This window comes from Fictibacillus sp. S7 (genome assembly GCF_004127935.1).
Classification (GTDB): Bacteria; Bacillota; Bacilli; order Bacillales; family Fictibacillaceae; genus Fictibacillus_C; species Fictibacillus_C enclensis.
Window position 1 is genome coordinate 818,562 of record NZ_QJKL01000001.1, and the last position, 19,880, is coordinate 838,441.

The following is a 19,880-nucleotide window of genomic DNA, read 5'->3' on the forward strand; positions in this document are numbered from 1 at the left end:
CAGCAGCATTCCGCCATAAATGGCATGAACGGCAGAAGCAAGGATTCCGTGCATCTCTGACACCATGTCCTCCGGTACATGACCTTCGCTGAACGAGGCGTTGAAATTCAGGTCTCCCTCGCCTTTTTTCTTTGCTTCAGAAAGCAAAGTCAGGTTGAAAATAGTACCCAAGACCGCAGATCCCAATGTCTGGGAGAACGTGTTTGTAAAGGTGTTCAATGCCACTGCAACTCCACGTTCTTTTTGTTGAACCGACGATTGGATCGTAAGCATAAAAATCGGGGTAATGAGCCCCATGCCCAGTCCAACCAATCCTGTTGCCATGTAAATAAAGGCAGAAGGCGAGTCGGCCGTTAGCGAGAACATGAACAATGAAGCAGCAGTCACAATCCCAGTTCCAAACGGAATGACCCAGTTAGGCTTCATCCGTTCTACGAGGCAAGGATTTAAAAGACTGGAACATACATACACCAATAAAGATCCTCTTCATTTCCATCTACATGAGATGCAGAATGAATGCGGAATTTATTGATTTGATTTTGTTGGTCATTTTTCGAAATGAAACTAAGCCCTTCTGTTGTATGTTGTTGGTTACATAAGCTTTGAAACAGCATGCTTTGCTGCTTTAGATTTAGCTATCGAAGCAAAAAAGGCTTAGACTACTCATTTGAAATGTAGTCTAAGCTTTTTTTGTGAAAGATAATATTTCGTATACACGTGAAGTGTTCTCTTCTTTAATCTTGTGCGTCGTTGCAAACAGGTCCCCTTTTTCTCTAAGCCTTTGAAGAACAACAGATGGAGTAAAATCACTCGGGTGAAAACCTGAACTTAATTCTTCCCAGGTAACCGGGGTAGACACCAATGCATTCTCTATTGCCCGGAGACCATAGGGAACTGCGATCGTCCTTCCCTTCCATAATTGAAGATAATCAAAATAAAGTTTGTTTCCCCTTCTTTCTTTTACCCTCTCCAACGTTACTTTACCTGGATATTTTTCTTGAATATACTGTGCAATAAATTGATTTACTCTTCTTGCCTCTGCAAACGAGAACAAGGGTTCTATCGGAACAAAAAGATGCAGGCCGGTTTTTCCGGAGGTTTTTACATGACTGGTTAAGCCAAGCCCGTCCAATACCTTTTTTAGGATCAATGAGATTTCAAGGACGTCCCCAAATTCTTCCGGTGAATGATCCAAATCAAACACCAAATCCGATGGGAAATCGGGTTTGGTGTATTGATCAAACGGTACGTGAAACTCAAGCGCGCCCCAATTGGCAAGCCATAGTAAGGTCGCTTTATCATGAAGTAATATTCGTTCTTTTTCTTTATAAAAGGTGCTCACCAGCCATTCCGGTGCTTTTTCGGGTCTGGAACGCTTCTCCACTTTGGGTTGGTGCATTCCATGTGGATACAGCCAGTACATCAGCATCCGGTCTTTCGTATAAGGAAGCATGTAATCGGAGACTTCTAATAAATAGCGGATATAATCAGCCTTGGTAAAACCGGCTTCCTTCCATATCATTTTTTCCGGATGTGAAATAGGAATGACTATGCCTTCCACTTGTACTTCCATGACGATTCCTCCGCTATTGATCACTGATGCTGCTAGTGTAAACGATTGGCGTAAATCTATACCCGAGGTGAACATCATGGATCCCCTTTTTCCCATGGAACCGAAAAGCGCGACAAATATCCCTGCTTCTTCAAAATGGATTGCTCAAATCAAATGGGATGGCGTACACATTCTAACCTATTCCGATGGCCAAACCACACGTCTTTTTAATCGCAAAAAAAGAGAGCGTACAGCGAACTATCCAGAACTGGCTCCTATACAAACATACTGTTCGGCCGAATCTGTCATCTTAGATGGCGAGGTCATTGCGCTCGGGGACAACGGGCGGCCAAGCTTTCATAAAGTAATGAGAAGAGATGGAGTAAGAAACCTGGACCGTGTTCGCCTCCTGCAACATCAGGTCCCTATTACTTACATGATTTTCGATGTTCTTTTTTACAATGGTGAGTGGATAACAAAATGGCCTCTAGAAAAAAGGATCTCACTGTTGTCTGAGATCATCACTCCGAATGATCATGTTCAGCTGGTCCGTTCCCATCATGATGGCGAAGCTTTATTTAAAGCGGTAAAAAGCTCCGAAATGGAAGGCATTGTGGTGAAACAGCTGCAAAGCCATTATTATATTGGTGAGAAGAACGAGGTTTGGCTGAAAATTAAAAACACCCTGGATGTAAATGCGGTGATCGGAGGATTTACGTTGAGCGGCGGTGTAGTGAATGCGGTTCTTCTTGGGTTATATGATGATCAGGGACAATTCGTTTATATCGGGCATACGGGTACGGGGAAATTTACCGTTCAGGATTGGCGGAACTTAACTTCCAAGCTTATTACGATTAAAACTTCCGAGCGTCCTTTTGTGAACCTCGTTGAACGGCACCGTGATGCCTACTGGGTAAAACCGGAGGTGACCGCCAAGATTCATTTTGCGGAATGGACGGAAGCTGGAAAACTCCGGCAGCCGAGTATACAAGCTCTGCTAGATATTCCACCTTCAGAATGTACCTTTCAATACACATAGAAAGATAAAAGTGATACATACTACAGGAGAGGTGAAAACTGTGACAGAACGAACAGGACACAATAACATGGAAGAATACAAGCCAGTCGTCAATGGGTCGGTGGAAACACCTGTTGAAGCTCACCGTATGGTAACGGTAAATAAAGCAGAAGATGAGTTGAAGAACCAAAAAGGCCAACTACCTGAATAAGGTAGTCGGTCTTTATTACAGCTTTCAATGTCGACAATATAAAAAATCTTTAGAACCGTTGATATCTTTGGGTCCCCAATAAATAAAACCAGCGTGAAATTATCCATGCTGGTTGGTTAGCTTGTATGTATTATAGTTAATTTAAATTACTCTCTCCGGCGCTTAGCTTGCTTTTACAAAACGCATCCAGCTCTTGTTCTTCCTCTTCCTCCAGTTCAAAATCCATGATGTTATCAGTATAGTTTTCTAAAAGCGTATATTGTACAATTCGGGAATTTCCTGGCTGAACAACATAAATCAGTTTGACATAGATTCCGTTTTCCCTATAAAGTTCATCTTCTTCGTCCACATCGACGTGAATGATAAATTCATAACGTTCCCCCTCCAAAATTCCTGTGGGGTCTTGCAATTTTTCCATTGAGTGCCTGGTGATTTCCATTTGCATTCATTCCTTTCAGTTGTTTTCTCTTTATTATACCCTTAAGTATCACTAAACAACGAACAGGAGCAGCGCATGACTGGCTGCTCCTTTGAAAAACGTTTTTGATTATTGACGAATTTGCCCGTTCCCCCGTATCACATACTTGCTTGATGTTAATGCAGGCAGTCCCATTGGCCCGCGGGCATGAAGCTTCTGTGTGCTGATTCCGATCTCGGCGCCAAAACCGAATTCAAATCCGTCGGTAAAGCGGGTTGATGCATTATGATAGAGAGCTGCACTATCAACAAGTTGAAAAAAAAGACTCACATTTTCTTCGTTTTCGGTGATGATGGCTTCAGAGTGTTTTGAACCATAATGATTGATATGCTCGATCGCTTCCTGTGTACTGGAGACTCTCTTTAGCGCCAAAACGTAATCAAGGTATTCCGTATGCCAATCTTCCTCTGTCGCAACTGTAAGGGAAGGAAATGAATCGCAAAGAGCAGCATCTATTCTTATGTCTACACGATGTTGCTGAAGAGTCTCAACCAGCTCCTTAACATTTTCATCTGGCCAGCTCTCATGAACAATTACTTTTTCAATAGCGTTGCAAACCGATGGCCTTTGGGTTTTGGCATTAACAACAATATCGATGGCCATTTGCCGATGAGCCGTTTCATCAATATAGATATGGCAGTTGCCTGCACCTGTTTCCAGGACGGGAACCGAAGCATTCTCAATTACAGTCTGAATTAACTCTTTTCCTCCCCTTGGAATCAGAACATCAAGATATTGGTTAAGCTTGAATAACTGGGAAGCCGTCTCCCGGCTTGTATCTTCAATCAACTGTACAGCATAGACAGGGAGATCGCTTTGTTCCAGCGCCTGATGGATGACATGTACCAGTGCTTTATTGGAATGGATGGCAGAGGAACTGCCTCTCAGAAGCACAACGTTCCCGGTTTTTAAACAAAGGCTGGAGGCATCAACCGTTACATTGGGTCGTGCTTCATAGATCATTCCCATCACACCTAACGGAACTGCGATTTTTTCTACTGAAAGACCATTGGGCCGTTCAAATCGCTCAAGAACCTCACCAGCCGGATCCGGCAAATGAGTGAGCTGCTCAAGAGCACCTGCCATATCTTCAATTCTTGCTTCGTTAAGCATAAGACGGTCGACCAACGATTCATGAACCCCTTTTTGCCGGGCTGTTTCAATGTCCTTTGAATTTTCCTCGAGAATAAAAGGCGTTTCCTGAATTAATTGACGGGCAATAAGCCTGAGCGCTTCATCTTTTTGCGCGGTTGATTTTGTCAGCATGTCACTCACCGCTTCTTTTGCCTTTTTCGCTTTCATCAGCAGTTCACTCATATTGTTTTCTCCTTTGCCATGGATAGCCATTTGTTTCGATGAATGACTTCCGAATGGGGATTGTTGGTGTGCATTTTCGCATCCTGGCTTGCCATTCCTTTAATCAAGTTCAGCTCATCAGATGAATATTGAACCTGTCCTTTTCCGATCACTTCATGATTTGTATTGATAATTTCAACGACATCACCAGCTGCAAACATGCCACTAACCTTTTTAACACCGGCCGGGAGCAAGCTTTTTCCTTCATGTAAAATCGCCCGGGCTGCTCCATCATCGACTTCAATCGCACCACTAAGCGGAGAGTGAAAAGCAATCCATTGCTTCTGTGTTTTTAACGCTGGAGCAAGCTGACTGCCGATATAGGTTCCATCCCCCCTGCCTTCCAAAATTTCCAGAAGCTTGGGTTTGCCGGTCCCTGTCCCCACGAAGACCTGAACTCCTAGGGATAAAGCGGTTTTAGCGGCCAACAGCTTAGATTTCATTCCACCGGTTCCGAACTTTGAAGACGACGGGTTATTTGTCATCCCCAGGTGTTCATCTGTGATTTCTTCAAGAAAATCATAGCGCCGCGCTGTTGGTATCGTACGTGGATTTTGGTTATACAAACCGTTGATATCGGTCAAAATGATGAGATGATCCGCATGAACGAGCCCGCTGACAAGAGCCGAAAGCATATCATTGTCTCCAAAGGTTAATTCATCAATCGATACTGAATCATTTTCATTAATGATTGGCAATACCGACCGCTTTAAAAGTTCGGTTAACGTAGCATAAGCATTCGTGTATTGTTCATTTTTATAAAAGTCATTTCGTGTTAAGAGCAGTTGTGCAGCAATGATTCCATGCTGTTTAAAAACCTCTGTGTATGACTGGATCAGCAGTCCTTGTCCGACTGCCGCTGCAGCTTGTTTGCCTGCTGTTGTCACTGGACGGGACGGATACCCCAAATCCGCAAATCCTGCTGAAACTGCTCCTGATGAAATCAAAACCACCTCATGCCCCATTTTGCGAAGTTCAGCGATGGCACTGGCATGCTCCAAGATTTTATTTTGGCTCAGCCCGCCATTCTTGTTGGTAAGCGAGCTGCTCCCAATTTTGACCACAATTCGTTTTTTGCCCATAAACCCAGCCCCTTTCATTAACTAAAAAAGACCCTTCCCATCCTGTTATAAGGACGGAAAAAGTCTGTTATCCGCGGTACCACCTTGATTAGCATCATCTTTTGATGAGGCTCTCTTAGATCCCGTAACGTGGGTAAACGGTCAGGTTTCATCTGACAGCTCGAGGAGTAGGTTCAATTGGTTCATGACGATGGAATCTTTCAGCCGGTGGATTCCACTCTCTTGCGCATGTCTTCCAATTTACTGGTTCCTGTTAACGCGCTTAGCAATTTTAAAATATATTATGATGCACGTGATCTATTATTGTCAAGAAAATTCTTATATTTTATTTTGCTGGTTGATTTGGTTGATTTCCTCTTCCAGGGCTTTTTCTTTCCGCATGCGCCGGTAATGGGGCTCACAATATCCCTTGCAAAAATGGCGGCGTTCACAGCCTGCTACTTTACATTCTTTTTTTACCATTGTGACTTCAGGATCACCATGCCTTGCCCACCGTTTATAATGCATATGGCAAAGTCCTCTGCCTGCCACAGGTCTGTCGCACCCTTCCATTTTGCATGATTTCATTTTCTTTCACCCGCCTGTTTGATAGTAGTGCTATTATACCACTTTTGTTCTTTATAAAGAAGTACTTGTACTTCAAAAAGAATAAAATTATAGTAAAAAAACGCCTTTCGTCAAAAGGCGTTTTTTCTGGCACAGGCATTAATCTTCTTCTTTATAATGGAGGTAATTGCTCTCATACTTGATAAACTCTTGTTCCTGAAAGGCGGCTACCATGCCGTGGTAGCTGATATCCAGCCCCACCTCTTCTTCCTCTTCGGTGGAACGGACAGGAATCCATAGCTGAATCAATTTCAAACCTAACCAGGTTAATACAAATCCCCATGTGCATAGGACCAAAAGGCCGAGTACTTGAACCCCGAGTAAGTGCCAACTTCCTGTTGTAAATAATCCATTATCAGTTGCAAACAGGCCAACGGCAATCGTTCCCCATATCCCTGAGGCTGCATGTACAGGAAACGCACCAACGGGATCATCAATCTGTTTGATTTCCAGCCAGTGGGTCGCAAACAACATCACAAGTCCGGAAACAACACCAATTAATATCGCGAATGAGTCACTGACAAAGGCACATCCGGCAGTTATTCCCACAAGTCCTGCCAGTGATCCATTAATGACGGAAGGAGCGTCAGACCGCTTGTAGCGAAATAGTGTAAAGAGCATCGCTGTCGCTCCTCCTGATGCTGCAGACAACATGGTTACGATAGCAATGTGGCCAATCCTGGCATCCGTTGCGCTCAACGTACTTCCTGCATTAAATCCAAACCAGCCGAACCAAAGCAAAAAGGCTCCCACCGATGCTAACGGAAGGTTACTAGGCAACGAGACTGTACTCATCCCTTGAGGCGTGAATTTCCCTTTCCGTGGTCCGATAAACATCGCGGCTGCCAGTGCTGAAAAACCGCCAAGCGCATGAATGACGCCTGATCCAGCAAAATCCTGCATTCCGAGTTTGCCAAGCCAGCCTCCGCCCCAGACCCAATGTCCGGCAACAGGGTAAATAAAAATGGTCATAAGGATGGCATAAAGAATATAAGCACGAAAGTTGATTCGCTCCGCGACAGCGCCGGATACGATGGAAATAACCGCTATAACAAAAGCTGCCTGAAACAGCCAAAATGTATCCGTAGAAATTAAAAAGTCCAAATGGGATAAATCCCCTTTAATCATGAAACCGTTGGTTCCAAGTAACCCGAATGCGTCTTTCCCATACATGAGTCCAAAACCGATCAAATAAAAGCAAAGGGTGCCAATGGTAATATCCGCAAATACCTTCATAATGATGTTGACATTATTTTTGTGACGTACAAACCCCGCTTCAAGCAACGCGAAGCCGCCCTCCATCAAAATAATCATGGCCGCCGTTAAGACCACCCATATGGTATCAATTCCTGTATTTAATGTTTGTATCGTCATGATGAAAAGTTCTCCATTCTATGATTATTTCTTACTTCTCTAAAAATGGACGTTGATAGCGTTATTTCTTCCCTGTGTTCTTCCTGCAGAGAGCGTATGGAATGATTGAGTTCAAAAAGTCCCTGCTTTAGACGCTCAATCTGCTGTAACGGCTCTTTTACATGAGCGATATATTCAACAGCCTGATGATGGCTCGGTGAACGGCCGGTAAATAATTTCCTCATGGGGGACAGCGATTGATAGAAGGTTTCCTCGGCATTTTTCTTTTGTACGTATTTATTAATCTTGCTTTTAATTTTGTCAATCTCTTGTTCTTTTTTCGTGCGAATAAAGTGAAGTATCTCCAGTAATTCAGTTTCCGCCATATGCATATTCACATTTTGATTGAGCTCATCCTGTACGATCATGTAAATACCCCTTACAATTCAATGTTATATTTTCTAACATTATATCGAAAGAGTTTCTGTTCCGTCAATAACCGAATGTTAAGAATATTATTGTTCTTGGATTCTTAAACATCAAAAAAGCCTGATTTTTCAACTTAAATGCTGAGAAATCAGGCTTTTTTCGTTCAGATATAGAAAATTTATATCACATATTTTTAATTTACTGGTCACTGTACTTAAACACATATCTTTCATAGAAAGCTTTGTTGTAAAAACAGGTCTCGCCTATGTAAGGAACTGATTAGGGATGGCTAAATTTCATCAATAAACGCTCGCGATTTCATAGGATTATCCGAGAAATTGGGCTTTTCGCATTTGCTCGAGGCAAATGATTATTTTACTAAAACTGCCGATTCATCCAGGAGCTGTGACAGGAAGCTTTTTATTTGTGCTTTCTTCTCCTCATTTAATGGCCGTGCAGGTGCCAACACATCCGTCGAGATATCAATCCCGCGCAGAGCAATCGCCTCTTTGGCCACATTCACAAACGGAGAGTCCAGTTTATACAGTGAAAGGGTTGGTGCCAGTTTTCTGTGCAATTCAATTGCCTTTTTGTAATCTCCTTTCTTAAACGCCTGGTAGATACCAACAGAGAATTCCGGTACAAATGAGGCGGTAAGAGGGATCGAACCATCTCCTCCCAGAGATAAGGTATTAAGAAAATGATCGTCATAACCGGAGAACACCGCAAAATCTTCTTTATATGACTTAACGGTATAAATCATTTCCCTAGTATGTCCTACAGACTCTACTGTTTCTTTAATTCCGACAATATTGGGATACGCTTTCACCAGCCGGAGTACAAATTCTGGCGAAAGGTCCTGTCCGGTAAGACCCGGAAAGTTATACAGCAAGATTGGCAAATCAATAGCTTCAGCGATGTCGGCATAATGCTTGAAAAGGTTCTCCTCTGTAAGAGTCCAATAGTATGGATTAATGACAACAATGCCATCTGCTCCCGCATCCTTGGCATGGTGACTTAACTCAAGGGTGTCCATTGTGCTTGGGGTCCCAGTTCCGATTAATACCGGAACCCGTCCATTGACATAACGGATAGCAAAGGCTGCGACTTCCTTTCTTAGTGCGATTGGCATCTGGCTGAATTCTCCGCCGGATCCAAGAAAAAATAACCCATCAACCTTTGATTCAATTAAAAAGTCGATAAGTGCTCCCATACCCTTTTCATCTAATTTCCCTTTATTATGAAGGATGGTTGGAATTGGCGGGATCACTCCCTGGAATTTTACAGGCATTTTCATCTCTCCTCTTTCGTGTGCTGGTTGGACTTAAGAAATATCAACTGAGCTTGTTATGTAATGACTATTTAATTGTTCTATAATATAAAACTCAGTTTTGGATATCGTAAATTTAGTGTACCACTTTTTCAGAAATATTTGAATTATGACGAGAGGTATGATGAAAATATTTTTTATTCATTATTTATTTTATATATTATAAATACGGTACGTGAAATTATTTCATTTTAATCCACTCCCAAAACATCTGTATTTGGCGGTTCCATCCCCAGCTGCCGCATCATCGCCATGACTTGTCCTTTATGATGAAATTCATGAGTCACTGTATGAAACAACAACTGTCTTGGCGTCATGGAAAGAGACTCCCCGGTAGCTCTCCACGGGATGATTCTATTGACAGGTTCCTCCATCCTTCCGTCATACTCACTCCAAATATCTTTCACGTAAAGATCAACTTGTGAAAACCTTTCCCTGATGTCGTTCAGGCTCATCTCCTCAAATTTGTCTTTTGGAGTGAGCGGTGTTTTGGTCCTCAGCAAAAGAAAGGAGCCCAGCCAGGCGTAGTAGCAATCTGCTGTATGAACCAGTAGATTGCGGATCGATGGATAGCCAAATCCCTCCACGTTTGCAGTCAGCATTTCGGTTGTCAGGTTACCGCAAACGTCCAGCATAATTTTTCTTGTCTGTTTCACCCATTCATATTCAATCGTTTCCATATCTTCCTCTCCTTTGCACAAATAAAGAGCTGAAAATTCAGCTCTTTATTCTTTCTTTCTTTCCCCGCCGTTAACCTTCTCTGCTTGCCAGTAAAAGTCGCCAAACACATCGGCAAACGCGTCGGTGGTTCGATACAATTCACGGAAGTCATTATCAATGCCGCCGATTTCAATCAGCATGGCATTATTGGAAAGATCCTGGTTATAAATGCCGTTTCCTTCATATTTGTTTTTGATGATGACCCCCCTGCTCAGGTGTGGATATTTTTGGTTGACCCGGCGGTTGAGCTCTTCGGCAAGCTGCAAATTCTTTTGAAACGAAGGATGCTCCCGGCCAACGATAAAACAAATCCTCGCATAATCCTGGTTTTTGATGGAGATCGTTGTCAGCTTTCTTGGCTGCGAATCGCGATGAATATCAACGAAATAAGAAAGCCTTCGGTTTTGGGCAATAGCCTGCTGGACGGTTTCTCGCGAGAGAGCATAGGCCTTGCCTGTTCCCCATTTCCTCGCGTTTAGCTTTTCCCCGACATTTGACGTATCATGCGATGCCCCGATTCCCCGCGTCTCTAAATCCTGTTTTAGCCGGTCCCCCACAGAAATGATGTTGGTCTTCGGATCCGTGCTCGTGAACTTTCCGCCTTTTAACACCGGTCTGAATGATTCATAGCTGTGGGAATGGTAGATATAAACAACTTGTCCTTCCGTGTTTTGCTTAGGAGGCGGAAGATTCTTTTCCGGCTGCTCCACTTCCGCGTTCTTTTCGTTCGGTTCATTCGGCTGCAATACCTCTTGCAAAGGAAGCGTAGGCTCGATTGGCAGCGTGGAATAATTGGTTCCTTTACCGGCAATATAAATTTCAGAATCAAAAATAGCAAAGCCCGGCAGCTCCGAACCGAGAAGGCTGCGGGGATCTCCCGGCCGCAGGCTCGTCATGAGCTGCAGCATCACAGAAGATAGAGCCGGCGGCTTGCTTTCTTTAGGCAGCACCTGCGTATAGTACGGATTCTCTGAACCAATCGCATACACCATCGCTTCAGCGGTAAAGTTATTGAACCATTTCTTCACAATAGAAGATGAAACATCAAACTTGAATTCAGCGGATGAGATAAAACCGGCAATAAAAAAAAGAAGAATGCTCAAGAGAGAAATCTTCAAACCTGTTGAGAAAACCCGGTTATTGCTGTTTCTCATCCCATTCCTCCTCCTTAATCTCAACGGCCATATACACCAGACTGGCCATAATTAAGCCGGTTATAAAAAAGCTGACAGTAAATAACGGCGAGAGATACAAATAACTGTAAACGGTGGTAACGATCATCATCAGCAGCCAGAAGTAAACTTCCTGAAGTCCCATGTCATTTCCCTTCTTCCATTTCGTTTCTAGTAAACTATATTCAGATTGCGAGAGTTTATTCTGAATTTGACAGAAGTTTTTCAGCTGAAAAACTTGCTAGTTTCATGAGTCTGAGCCAACAGCGTTTATTTTTCACAAAAATGGGTGACATAGTTAAGAAGAGAAAAAAGTGAGGTTGTAGCCATGCCAAAAAATGCGCTGGGAACGTGTGAATTATGCGGGAGAGAAAACGCAGAAACGACAATACACCATCTGACTCCAAAGGAAATGGGGGGCACATTTAAACCGGCGTCCTCCCTTTGTTTGCCATGTCATAAGCAAATCCATGCCCTTTACACCAACGAGGAGCTGGCGGCACGACTAAATACCATTCCTCTACTCAGAGAGGATGAAAAAATAGGAAAATTCATTAAATGGATCAGAAAACAGCCCGCTTCGAGGCTGATCCGAACCCGGAAATCAAGAGAGCGAAAAAGGAGAACATAAAAAAGACCTTGGCTATCAAGGTCTTTTACTTTCATTATTCGCCCAAATCAACGTTATGGTACACCTGGCGGACATCTTCCAAATCCTCGAGTGTGTCGATCAGCTTTTCAAACTGCACCTGTGAATCTTCCGGCAAGCTTACATCGTTTTGTGCGAGCATGGTCAGTTCAGCCGTTGTAAAGTCGGTTACGCCTGCCTGCTTGAACGCTTCCTGAACCGCGTGGAACTGATCCGGTTCCGCATAAACGATCACAGCATCATCTTCTTGTATGATATCACGCGCATCGACATCGGCTTCAAGAAGAATTTCCATTGCTTCTTCTTCCGTTTTGTCTTCGATTCCAAAAACAGCCGTTGCATCAAACATATAAGCAACTGATCCGGACACTCCCATGTTTCCTCCGTTTTTCGTAAAGGCAGCGCGAACTTCCGCTGCGGTACGGTTCACGTTATTGGTCAGCGCATCAACGATCACCATCGAACCGTTAGGGCCGAATCCCTCATAGCGCAGTTCATCATACGTCTCATCTGAACCGCCCTTCGCTTTTTCAATCGCACGGTCAATGATGGTTTTCGGCACGCTGTACGTTTTTGCACGCTCCAGCACGACTTTTAATGCCTGGTTGGATTCAGGATCCGGTTCGCCCTGCTTGGCTGCCACGTAAATCTCACGGCCGAACTTAGCGTAGACCCGGCTTGTATTTGCGTCTTTTGACGCTTTTTTTTCTTTAATATTGTTCCATTTACGTCCCATTATGTTCCACTCTCTTTCAACTTCGTTTTCATTCTGTCAAAGTGTTCAACATCTCTTATTATACATAAAATGGACTTTTTTCTCCATGAAAGGATTCGGTTATAATAAAAGAGGAATTTTCTAAACAAAGGATGCTGATTCATGCAAAACATTATTATTATCGGCGGCGGAATTCTTGGTGCCTCTGCGGCTTATCTGTTAAGTAAACAAAATGTGAAGGTTGTGCTCATTGACCGCAAAGACAGAGGACAGGCAACCGATGCGGCTGCAGGCATCATTTGTCCGTGGATCTCTCAGCGCCGGAACAAAGCATGGTATGCTCTTGCGAAAAATGGAGCAGCATTTTACCCTGAAATTATCAGCCAGCTTGAAGCAGATGGAGAAGTTGACACCGGCTACGCCCAAGTAGGGGCCATCAGCCTGCATCAGGACGAAGAAAAGCTGCTTAAAATGAAAGAACGCGCATTGAAACGAAAAGAAGATGCACCGGAAATGGGAGAGATTACACAATTAACGCCAGAAGAAACAAAGCGGAAGTTTCCTCTCCTGCCTGATGATATGGGGTCGGTTCATGTAAGCGGAGCTGCCCGCGTTGATGGCCGGGCACTTCGGGATGCGTTAATTCGCGGTGCGGTCAAACACGGGGCACAACATGTTCGGGATAGCGCTTCTCTGCTATTTACGGGGAAAAAGATAACCGGAGTTCAAGCAGGGGAGAAAACGTATGAAGCAGAAACTGTGATTATTTGTGCGGGTGCCTGGACCAATGCATTGCTCGAGCCACTTGGCATGAACATGAAGGTCACCTTCCAAAAAGCACAAATCGCCCACCTGAATATTTCGGAAAAAACAAATTCCTGGCCGGTTGTCATGCCGCCTAGTGATCAATATGTCCTTGCATTTGATCATGGGAAAATTGTAATTGGAGCTACACATGAAAACGATCCTGAGGGTTATGACACCAGGATTACTGCCGGCGGATTGAATGAGGTTTTTGCAAAAGGAATAGCCACTGCTCCCGGTCTGGCAGATGCGGAATTTTCAGAAGCACGCACCGGCTTCCGCCCATTTACCCCCGGTTTCCTGCCGGTCGTAGGCCCGATTCCCGGATGGGAAGGCTTGTTGTTTGCTAACGGGCTTGGCGCTTCCGGACTTACCATGGGGCCGTTCATCGGAAAGCAGCTGGCCATGCTTGCCCTCGGACAGGAGCCGGACCTCGATCTTTCTCCCTATAACGTACAAGGAGCAATGGATATGTAAGAAGACAGCGGTTTTTGTCCGCTGTCTTCCCTTGTAATGCCTGAACTGGTGCAAAAACTACTTAGACGCTGAAATAGATTCCCTTTTGGACTTTTCTTCTTCCTGCAGCTTTCTCCAAAGAATTTTGCCGCTGGCCGTTGTTGGAAACGATTCTCTAAACTCAATGGTTCTCGGGCATTTATAGGCAGCCATGTGCTCTTTGGACCAGTCAATGATCTCCTGTTCCGTTATTTTCCCCTTGTGTTCTTCCTTTAAAATAATGAAAGCTTTTACCGTTTCTCCGCGTTTCGGATCAGGAATGCCGACTACGCATGCCTGCAGTACAGCAGAGTGGTCGTAAAGGAGAGATTCCACCTCGGTCGGCCACACTTTAAAGCCCGAGGCGTTGATCATCCGTTTCACCCGGTCCACCATAAAATAATAGCCTTCCTCATCAAAGCGTCCTATATCTCCTGTTCTGAAAAAGCGTTTACCGTCTTTTTCAAAGAAGGCTTGCTTCGTCTCTTCCGGACGGTTGTAATATTCTAAAAACACTTGCGGACCGGCCACAACGATCTCCCCGATTTCACCAACTCCCAGCTCTTTTAATGAAGCAGGGTCCACGATGCGGGCGTCCACATCAAATGAAGGAATACCGAGACACTGAAGCTTTGGCCGGTCAGGCGGATTGAAATGCGTATGAGAGATCGTCTCGGAAAGGCCGTACCCTTCAACAAACTTCACCCCTAGAAGCTGATAAAGTTTTTCTCCCACCGCCTTCGGAAGGGCCGCTCCTCCTCCTGCGATGCTCGACAGTGACGAAAAATTATAATCCATAAGGTCAGGATGAGACAGAAAGTCGATCACCATTGTGCTGATGCATACCCAGTGGCTTACGCTCTCGGATTGAATGGTTTCTGCAGCCGCGTTTCGGTCCCACCGGGTGAGCACAGCGATTTGGGAACCTGCAAAAATGGGAGCATGCATACTGTGAAGCATCCCCGTCACATGAAAAAGTGGAAGCGTCGCAAGGTGAATGCTGTCCGACATGGTGTTCATCCAGTTCACCGCACCTGTAACATTGGCCTGTATCGTCCGGTTTGTATGTACACAGCCTTTTGGCAATCCTGTTGTTCCAGATGTGTAAGGCAGACAAACAATATCATCCGCATGGCCCTCATAGTCAGAGGGAGGGATTTCCCGATCAAGCGCTTCTTGCCAGCAATGATGGTTTTTACGGTTCACCGGATGCCGGCTTTCCAGGACAGAAGCTGGAACATGGTGAGAGATTCTTTCGCTGCTAAGGTAATCAGAATATGCTCCGATTAAAATCTGCTGCAAGGAAGTGCCTGATAAGAGCGGCTGAATCTGGGGATATAGCTCCTGGCTTACAATCCCGGCCGCGATCTTACAGTCTTTGATATAAAACTCCAGCTCATGCACCGTGTTCATCGGATTTAATGGGACTACAACCGCACCCGCCCTCATGATGGCATAACAAGAGATGATGTACTGAGGGGAATTTTGCATAAACAACATGACACGGTCACCCTGCCGAACGTTCAGTTCCTGCTGCAGATATCCGGCAATATGATCCACCTGCTGTAGCAGTTTTTCATAGGTCATGCTGGCTCCGTAAAAAGATAATGCCGTTTTCTTTGGATACCGGCGTGCGGAAACGAGCAAGTTATCATACAGTGTTGTTTCAGGGACAGTCAGCGTTTTGCTGACTCGTTTCGGCCAATAAGGATAGTGGCTTGTGTTCATCATGACCCTCCTGTCAATGGTTCATCCTGCATGCGTTTTACATCTATTTGCCGGTAAATACAGGCTGCCTTTTTTCTTTGAAGGCCGAAATGCCTTCCTGATGGTCCTCTGTTGTGATCATCAGCGTTTGGTTCAGCCGTTCCTGCTCCAGCATCTCCTCAAGGGTAGACTGATAAGAAGCATCAATCAGCTTTTTCATTTTTCCATACGCTCCAACCGGACCGTTGGCAAGTTTTGCTGCCAGTTGACCCACCTCCTCTTCTATTCGCTCAAGCGGCGACAAATAGTTGATCACCCCTAGCTGATAAAGCCGTTCGGCAGGAATCGGCTCTGCGCTGAAAAAGAACTGCTTGGCAAGGTGAGGACCGATCAGTTTTGGCAAAAAGTAAGATCCTCCTCCATCCGAAATCAAACCCACCTGTGAAAAGCTGAGCGCAAATTTGCTGTTCTCGGCTGCAACGATCAAATCGCACGCCATCGCAAGATTAAATCCGGCTCCTGCCGCAAAGCCATGCACAGCCGCAATGATCGGAATCTCGGTTTCTTTCATAGTTAAAATACACCGGTTCAGCTTACCAATATGTTCATAAACATCCTGTGGTGTGGCCTGTCCCATCGTTTTTACGTCTCCGCCAGCACTGAACGAACGGCCGGCTCCTTTCAGGATAATCACCTTAATTTCACCAGAATTCTGAGCCTCTCTCAGAGCTTCTGTCAAACTTGTAATCATTTCCTCACTGAATGAATTCAAGCGTTCCGGACGGTTTAGTGTTAGTGTTAAAATCGGGCCTTCCGCTTCAATTAATAGATGATCTTGTTCCATACAAATTCCTCCTGCTATGTTTTATTTAATAAGCCAGCCGCCGTCGGCCAGAACATCCGATCCGGTCATATAGGAAGCCTCACTGCTCGCGAGAAAAGAGATGATGTTCGCAATCTCCTCGGGCTTGCCGATCCTTCGCAATGCCGTATTTTTTTCAATCGCTTTGACGAATTGTTCGTTTTCGAGTCCTTCCTCGGTCAGTGGTGTCTCGATAAATCCTGGTGATACCGAGTTCACCCGTATACTGTAAGGGGAAAGCTCCAATGCGAGTGCTCTTGTAAAATTGATCACCCCTGCTTTGGCCGCACTGTAATGGGGGATATGTGCGCCAGCCTGATGCCCTGATAAGCTGGCAACATTCACAATGGCACGGTTGGCTTTGTGTTCGTTTTCCCTTTTTACACCTTTGATCATCACTTTGCCAAGAATGCGCGAAACGAGAAAGACACTTTTTAAGTTCGCGCTTTGCACGTAATCCCATTCAATGACTGGTGTGTTCAGGATGGACGTCTGGCTGCTGCCGCCGGCATTGTTCACAAGAATGTGCAGATCACCGAAACGAGTTTTCACATATTCTGCCAGTTTTTCCACATCTTCTTCTTTCGTTACGTCGGCAGAAGAGATTTCCGGCTTCTGGGCTCCGCTTATTTTGCTGATTTCTGAAGCGGCAGCTTCCAGTTTGGACACCGTTCTTCCAACAAGGAGAACTGTAGCTCCGCCTTCTGCCAGTTTGATCGCTGCTGCTCTTCCAATACCGCTTCCTGCCCCTGTTACAAGTGCAATCGAACCTCCAAATTTCATTGTTTGTCTCCTTTAGCAAATATAGCCATTGGCATCATATAGTTTTTCGGCAATCATCCGGTTGCGTTTTATTCCTTGACCATAAGAATGACAGCGGTTACACGATTGAACAACAAGCAAGTGCAGCTGCTGTGCTTTTTCTCCCTCGGCCAGTTCCAGAATCAGTTTCCGTGTTAGCTTTTCAGCTTCCCACAAGCTTTCATCAAGCAGAGTCTGTGACAGAGCGATTTTAAGAGATGCATGTTCTTCCCCGTTCTGCTTTGCTTCCTTCATGGTGCGAAGAATTGCAGACTCTGCTGCATAGGTGAGAATGGCGAGATCGGCCAGCATCATCAAAATTTCCTGCTCATGCATAAGCTTTTCACCGAAACGCTTGTAGGCCAGTCCGGCTGAAAGAAGATACAGGTGCCGAAGTGTTTCCACGCTTTTTTGCATATCGTCTTTCTCATCATCGTTCTCCTTCTCCAGATAACTAGCAGCCTCTCGGAGAGCTGATTCTAAATCCACCTCGCCCTTCATTGCCTTTCTAAAAAAGTGGGTAGGGATCAGCAGGCGGTTAATCTCATTGGTCCCTTCAAATATCCGGTTGATCCTGGAATCCCTGTACAGCTGTTCCATGCCATATTCCTGAATGAACCCTGCTCCGCCATGCAGCTGCAAGGCTTCGTCTGCCGTCACATCGAGAGTTTCCGACCCGTACACTTTGCAGATGGCACATTCCGTGGCATACTCGCTCATCGCGGTTCCCACTGTTTTTAAATCCGCATGTTCATCAAGGCTCCCAAGCGCATCTTCGAGCAGATGGGCGGTTCGGTATTGCAGTGATTCTGCAGCATAAAGCCGGGCGGCAAGCTTGGCAATTTTTTCTTTGCTGGCCGCAAAATCGGCGATACGCTGTTTAAACTGTTTGCGTTCCTGAACAAAATGGACCGCTTTTTTCAAACCGTGTTTGGCTGCACCCATGCACGCCGATCCAAGATTAAATCGTCCCAGATTTAATACGTTCAAGGCGATGACATGACCTTTTCCTACTTCACCAAGAAGATTTTCTGCAGGAACCCGGCAATCTTCAAGAATGACCGAACGGGTGGACGAGCCTTTGATTCCCATTTTGTTTTCTTCCGGACCAAGTGACAATCCGGGGAAACTTTTCTCAACAATAAAGGCTGTGAACCTCTCTCCATCTACTTTCGCATAAACGATAAACGTATCGGAAAATGCCGCATTTGTAATATAAATTTTTGTTCCGTTCAGGATGTAATGAGTACCTTCCTCATTAAGAACAGCGGTTGTCTTGGCGGCCAGCGCATCGGAACCGGCGTTCGGTTCAGTAAGGCAATAGGCACCGATGTATTCACCGGATGCCATTTTCGGAAGATACTTTTCCTTCTGCTCCGGTGTGCCAAAATAAGTAATCGGCAGCGTCGCAATGCACGTGTGATTGGAATGGGCCACACCATAGCCGCTGGAGTGGCCGATCGCCTCCCCTACAATGCCCTTGCTGATTTTATCCAGTCCAAGACCGCCATAGCTTTCCGGTATACTGTGGGCAAGAAGGCCAAGATCCCCAGCTTTTTTCAGTAGAGCGATGATTTTTTTAAAATCTTGCTTTTCAATAGGATCCCGGAAAGGTTCCACTTCTTTTTCAATAAATTGCCGGGCGGTCTTCTCAATCATCCGGTGCTCACCGGAAAAGTCTTCGGGGGTAAAAATGTCTTGCGACTCCATCCCCTTTAACAAAAATTGCGATCCTTTGATTCTCGTTCGGATACCTTCCATCATATATCCCTCACTTTTCTAATCTCGGATTGAGAAGCATGCTCCTCTTCCAGCAGGGCAGTCCCGTTTTTCATCACCGCCAATACCGATACTGTATTTGCAGTGGCAGCAAGCTGCAGATCGTCAAACAGTCCGTGCCTTTCAAAAAGTTTCCCCACAGAGGAAGAGGACAACAGTTCAGAGGCTTTGTACGGGTTTCCCAAAAACAAATAATAGGCCATTTTGGCGGCATCACTCATATTTAAGCTCTTTTGCGAGAGGTCCAATAAGGAGTGGATAAGGTGTCCGGCTCCGTACACGTCTTCAAGACTGACCTCCCCTGCATTGCCTGAACAAATAATCACAATCGTGCTTTCCTGGTGACAGTCCAGGAGCTGCTGTGCCGTTCTTTTATTGTTGAGAAGAGATGAAATATAAACACGCTCCGCTGATTCCGCTTTCTTAAGCGCAATCGTTCCGTTGGTTGTAGAGAGAATCAGAGATTTGCCCAGAACGAGCGGAGAAAGCATGGTCGGGCTTGGATAGTGAAAGTGTTCAATCGGTCGGGCGTCACGTTCTCCAGCTAATATGAAGTTTTCGTGTTTGAGAGATTGAGAGAGAGAAAACGCTTCATTTTCATCCATAACAGGAATAACTTCCTTTGCGCCTTCGTTCAAGGCTGAAATGATGGTTGTTGTGGCGAGAAGCACATCAAGAACAACCGCCACTTTTCCATTCTCTCTTAACCTCTCTGCATTGATTTCTTCCTTTGTTAACAGCACATGTACCTTCATCTTTTC

General features: G+C 45.0%; 21 protein-coding genes, 1 pseudogene and 1 other annotated feature. Of the genes and pseudogenes, 4 read left to right on the plus strand and 18 right to left on the minus strand.

The features are described from left to right. Positions 1-149: 149 nt before the first annotated feature. A pseudogene (locus DMO16_RS25375) lies at positions 150-357 on the minus strand (MFS transporter); the annotation flags it as partial. Positions 358-679: 322 nt separating this feature from the next. Beyond that, complete coding sequence (gene ligD / locus DMO16_RS04195) at positions 680-1,669, minus strand: non-homologous end-joining DNA ligase (protein WP_129475570.1); 990 nt, start codon at positions 1,667-1,669, stop codon at positions 680-682. On the opposite strand from ligD, the gene DMO16_RS04200 reads away from it, so the two are divergent. Beyond that, on the plus strand, positions 1,650-2,591 hold the full coding sequence (locus tag DMO16_RS04200; RefSeq protein ID WP_061970184.1) for an RNA ligase family protein: 942 nt from the start codon (positions 1,650-1,652) through the stop codon (positions 2,589-2,591). The two genes, ligD and DMO16_RS04200, sit on opposite strands and share 20 nt — an antisense overlap. Positions 2,592-2,631: 40 nt before the next feature. Further along, positions 2,632-2,781, plus strand: coding sequence for a hypothetical protein (locus DMO16_RS24125; RefSeq protein WP_164988852.1), 150 nt, complete (start codon positions 2,632-2,634; stop codon positions 2,779-2,781). Between the two features lie 136 nt (positions 2,782-2,917). Here DMO16_RS24125 and DMO16_RS04205 read toward each other — a convergent pair whose 3' ends face one another. From DMO16_RS04205 to DMO16_RS04250, 10 genes are all read right to left on the minus strand, one after another. After that, positions 2,918-3,226, minus strand: a complete 309-nt coding sequence (locus DMO16_RS04205; protein ID WP_347232827.1) for a DUF6509 family protein — start codon at positions 3,224-3,226, stop codon at positions 2,918-2,920. A gap of 102 nt (positions 3,227-3,328) precedes the next feature. Continuing rightward, the gene (locus DMO16_RS04210) at positions 3,329-4,576 is read right to left on the minus strand and encodes a glutamate-5-semialdehyde dehydrogenase (RefSeq protein ID WP_241840452.1); all 1,248 of its coding nucleotides are present in this window, start codon (positions 4,574-4,576) and stop codon (positions 3,329-3,331) included. Continuing rightward, complete coding sequence (gene proB, locus DMO16_RS04215) at positions 4,573-5,697, minus strand: glutamate 5-kinase (protein WP_129475574.1); 1,125 nt, start codon at positions 5,695-5,697, stop codon at positions 4,573-4,575. The genes DMO16_RS04210 and proB overlap by 4 nt, the downstream gene beginning before the upstream one ends. Before the next feature lie 46 nt (positions 5,698-5,743). Continuing rightward, positions 5,744-5,963: a binding site (T-box leader), on the minus strand. 52 nt (positions 5,964-6,015) lie between these two features. Next, positions 6,016-6,264: a hypothetical protein gene (locus DMO16_RS04220; protein WP_129475576.1), complete on the minus strand. Its 249-nt coding sequence runs from the start codon at positions 6,262-6,264 to the stop codon at positions 6,016-6,018. A 138-nt stretch (positions 6,265-6,402) separates the two neighbouring features. Continuing rightward, the gene (locus tag DMO16_RS04225; RefSeq protein ID WP_061970171.1) at positions 6,403-7,677 is read right to left on the minus strand and encodes an ammonium transporter; all 1,275 of its coding nucleotides are present in this window, start codon (positions 7,675-7,677) and stop codon (positions 6,403-6,405) included. Next, positions 7,674-8,084: a hypothetical protein gene (locus DMO16_RS04230; RefSeq protein WP_129475578.1), complete on the minus strand. Its 411-nt coding sequence runs from the start codon at positions 8,082-8,084 to the stop codon at positions 7,674-7,676. The genes DMO16_RS04225 and DMO16_RS04230 overlap by 4 nt, the downstream gene beginning before the upstream one ends. 371 nt (positions 8,085-8,455) lie before the next feature. Next, a complete protein-coding gene (locus DMO16_RS04235) occupies positions 8,456-9,376 on the minus strand; it encodes a dihydrodipicolinate synthase family protein (protein ID WP_241840453.1) in 921 nt (306 codons plus the stop codon). Positions 9,377-9,606: 230 nt separating this feature from the next. Then, positions 9,607-10,095: a DinB family protein gene (locus DMO16_RS04240; protein WP_129475582.1), complete on the minus strand. Its 489-nt coding sequence runs from the start codon at positions 10,093-10,095 to the stop codon at positions 9,607-9,609. Positions 10,096-10,140: 45 nt separating this feature from the next. After that, positions 10,141-11,289, minus strand: coding sequence for a stage II sporulation protein P (spoIIP, locus tag DMO16_RS04245; protein ID WP_061970162.1), 1,149 nt, complete (start codon positions 11,287-11,289; stop codon positions 10,141-10,143). Continuing rightward, on the minus strand, positions 11,273-11,452 hold the full coding sequence (locus tag DMO16_RS04250) for a hypothetical protein (protein ID WP_061970160.1): 180 nt from the start codon (positions 11,450-11,452) through the stop codon (positions 11,273-11,275). The genes spoIIP and DMO16_RS04250 overlap by 17 nt, the downstream gene beginning before the upstream one ends. 183 nt (positions 11,453-11,635) lie before the next feature. Between DMO16_RS04250 and DMO16_RS04255 the strand changes: the two genes are divergently transcribed. Then, the gene (locus DMO16_RS04255; RefSeq protein WP_129475584.1) at positions 11,636-11,938 is read left to right on the plus strand and encodes an HNH endonuclease; all 303 of its coding nucleotides are present in this window, start codon (positions 11,636-11,638) and stop codon (positions 11,936-11,938) included. A gap of 34 nt (positions 11,939-11,972) precedes the next feature. Here DMO16_RS04255 and DMO16_RS04260 read toward each other — a convergent pair whose 3' ends face one another. Next, entirely contained in the window at positions 11,973-12,692 is a 720-nt protein-coding gene (locus DMO16_RS04260) for a YebC/PmpR family DNA-binding transcriptional regulator (RefSeq protein ID WP_061970155.1), read from the minus strand. A 141-nt stretch (positions 12,693-12,833) separates the two neighbouring features. On the opposite strand from DMO16_RS04260, the gene DMO16_RS04265 reads away from it, so the two are divergent. Beyond that, positions 12,834-13,952: an NAD(P)/FAD-dependent oxidoreductase gene (locus DMO16_RS04265; RefSeq protein WP_129475586.1), complete on the plus strand. Its 1,119-nt coding sequence runs from the start codon at positions 12,834-12,836 to the stop codon at positions 13,950-13,952. A 57-nt stretch (positions 13,953-14,009) separates the two neighbouring features. Here the strand turns inward: DMO16_RS04265 and DMO16_RS04270 are convergent, their stop codons facing one another. The 5 genes from DMO16_RS04270 to DMO16_RS04290 are packed head-to-tail and all read right to left on the minus strand — an operon-like array spanning position 14,010 to position 19,874. After that, a complete protein-coding gene (locus tag DMO16_RS04270) occupies positions 14,010-15,698 on the minus strand; it encodes a long-chain fatty acid--CoA ligase (RefSeq protein WP_061970151.1) in 1,689 nt (562 codons plus the stop codon). Positions 15,699-15,741: 43 nt separating this feature from the next. Continuing rightward, positions 15,742-16,521, minus strand: coding sequence for an enoyl-CoA hydratase/isomerase family protein (locus DMO16_RS04275; protein ID WP_129475588.1), 780 nt, complete (start codon positions 16,519-16,521; stop codon positions 15,742-15,744). 21 nt (positions 16,522-16,542) lie between these two features. Beyond that, positions 16,543-17,322 carry an SDR family NAD(P)-dependent oxidoreductase gene (locus DMO16_RS04280; RefSeq protein ID WP_129475590.1) on the minus strand — a complete coding sequence of 260 codons (780 nt, stop codon included), beginning with the start codon at positions 17,320-17,322 and terminating at the stop codon, positions 16,543-16,545. A gap of 12 nt (positions 17,323-17,334) precedes the next feature. Then, positions 17,335-19,101 (minus strand): acyl-CoA dehydrogenase family protein, encoded by a 1,767-nt coding sequence (locus DMO16_RS04285; protein WP_129480304.1) that lies wholly within the window; start codon positions 19,099-19,101, stop codon positions 17,335-17,337. Next, complete coding sequence (locus DMO16_RS04290; RefSeq protein WP_129475592.1) at positions 19,101-19,874, minus strand: 2-phosphosulfolactate phosphatase; 774 nt, start codon at positions 19,872-19,874, stop codon at positions 19,101-19,103. The genes DMO16_RS04285 and DMO16_RS04290 overlap by 1 nt, the downstream gene beginning before the upstream one ends. Positions 19,875-19,880: the final 6 nt, after the last annotated feature.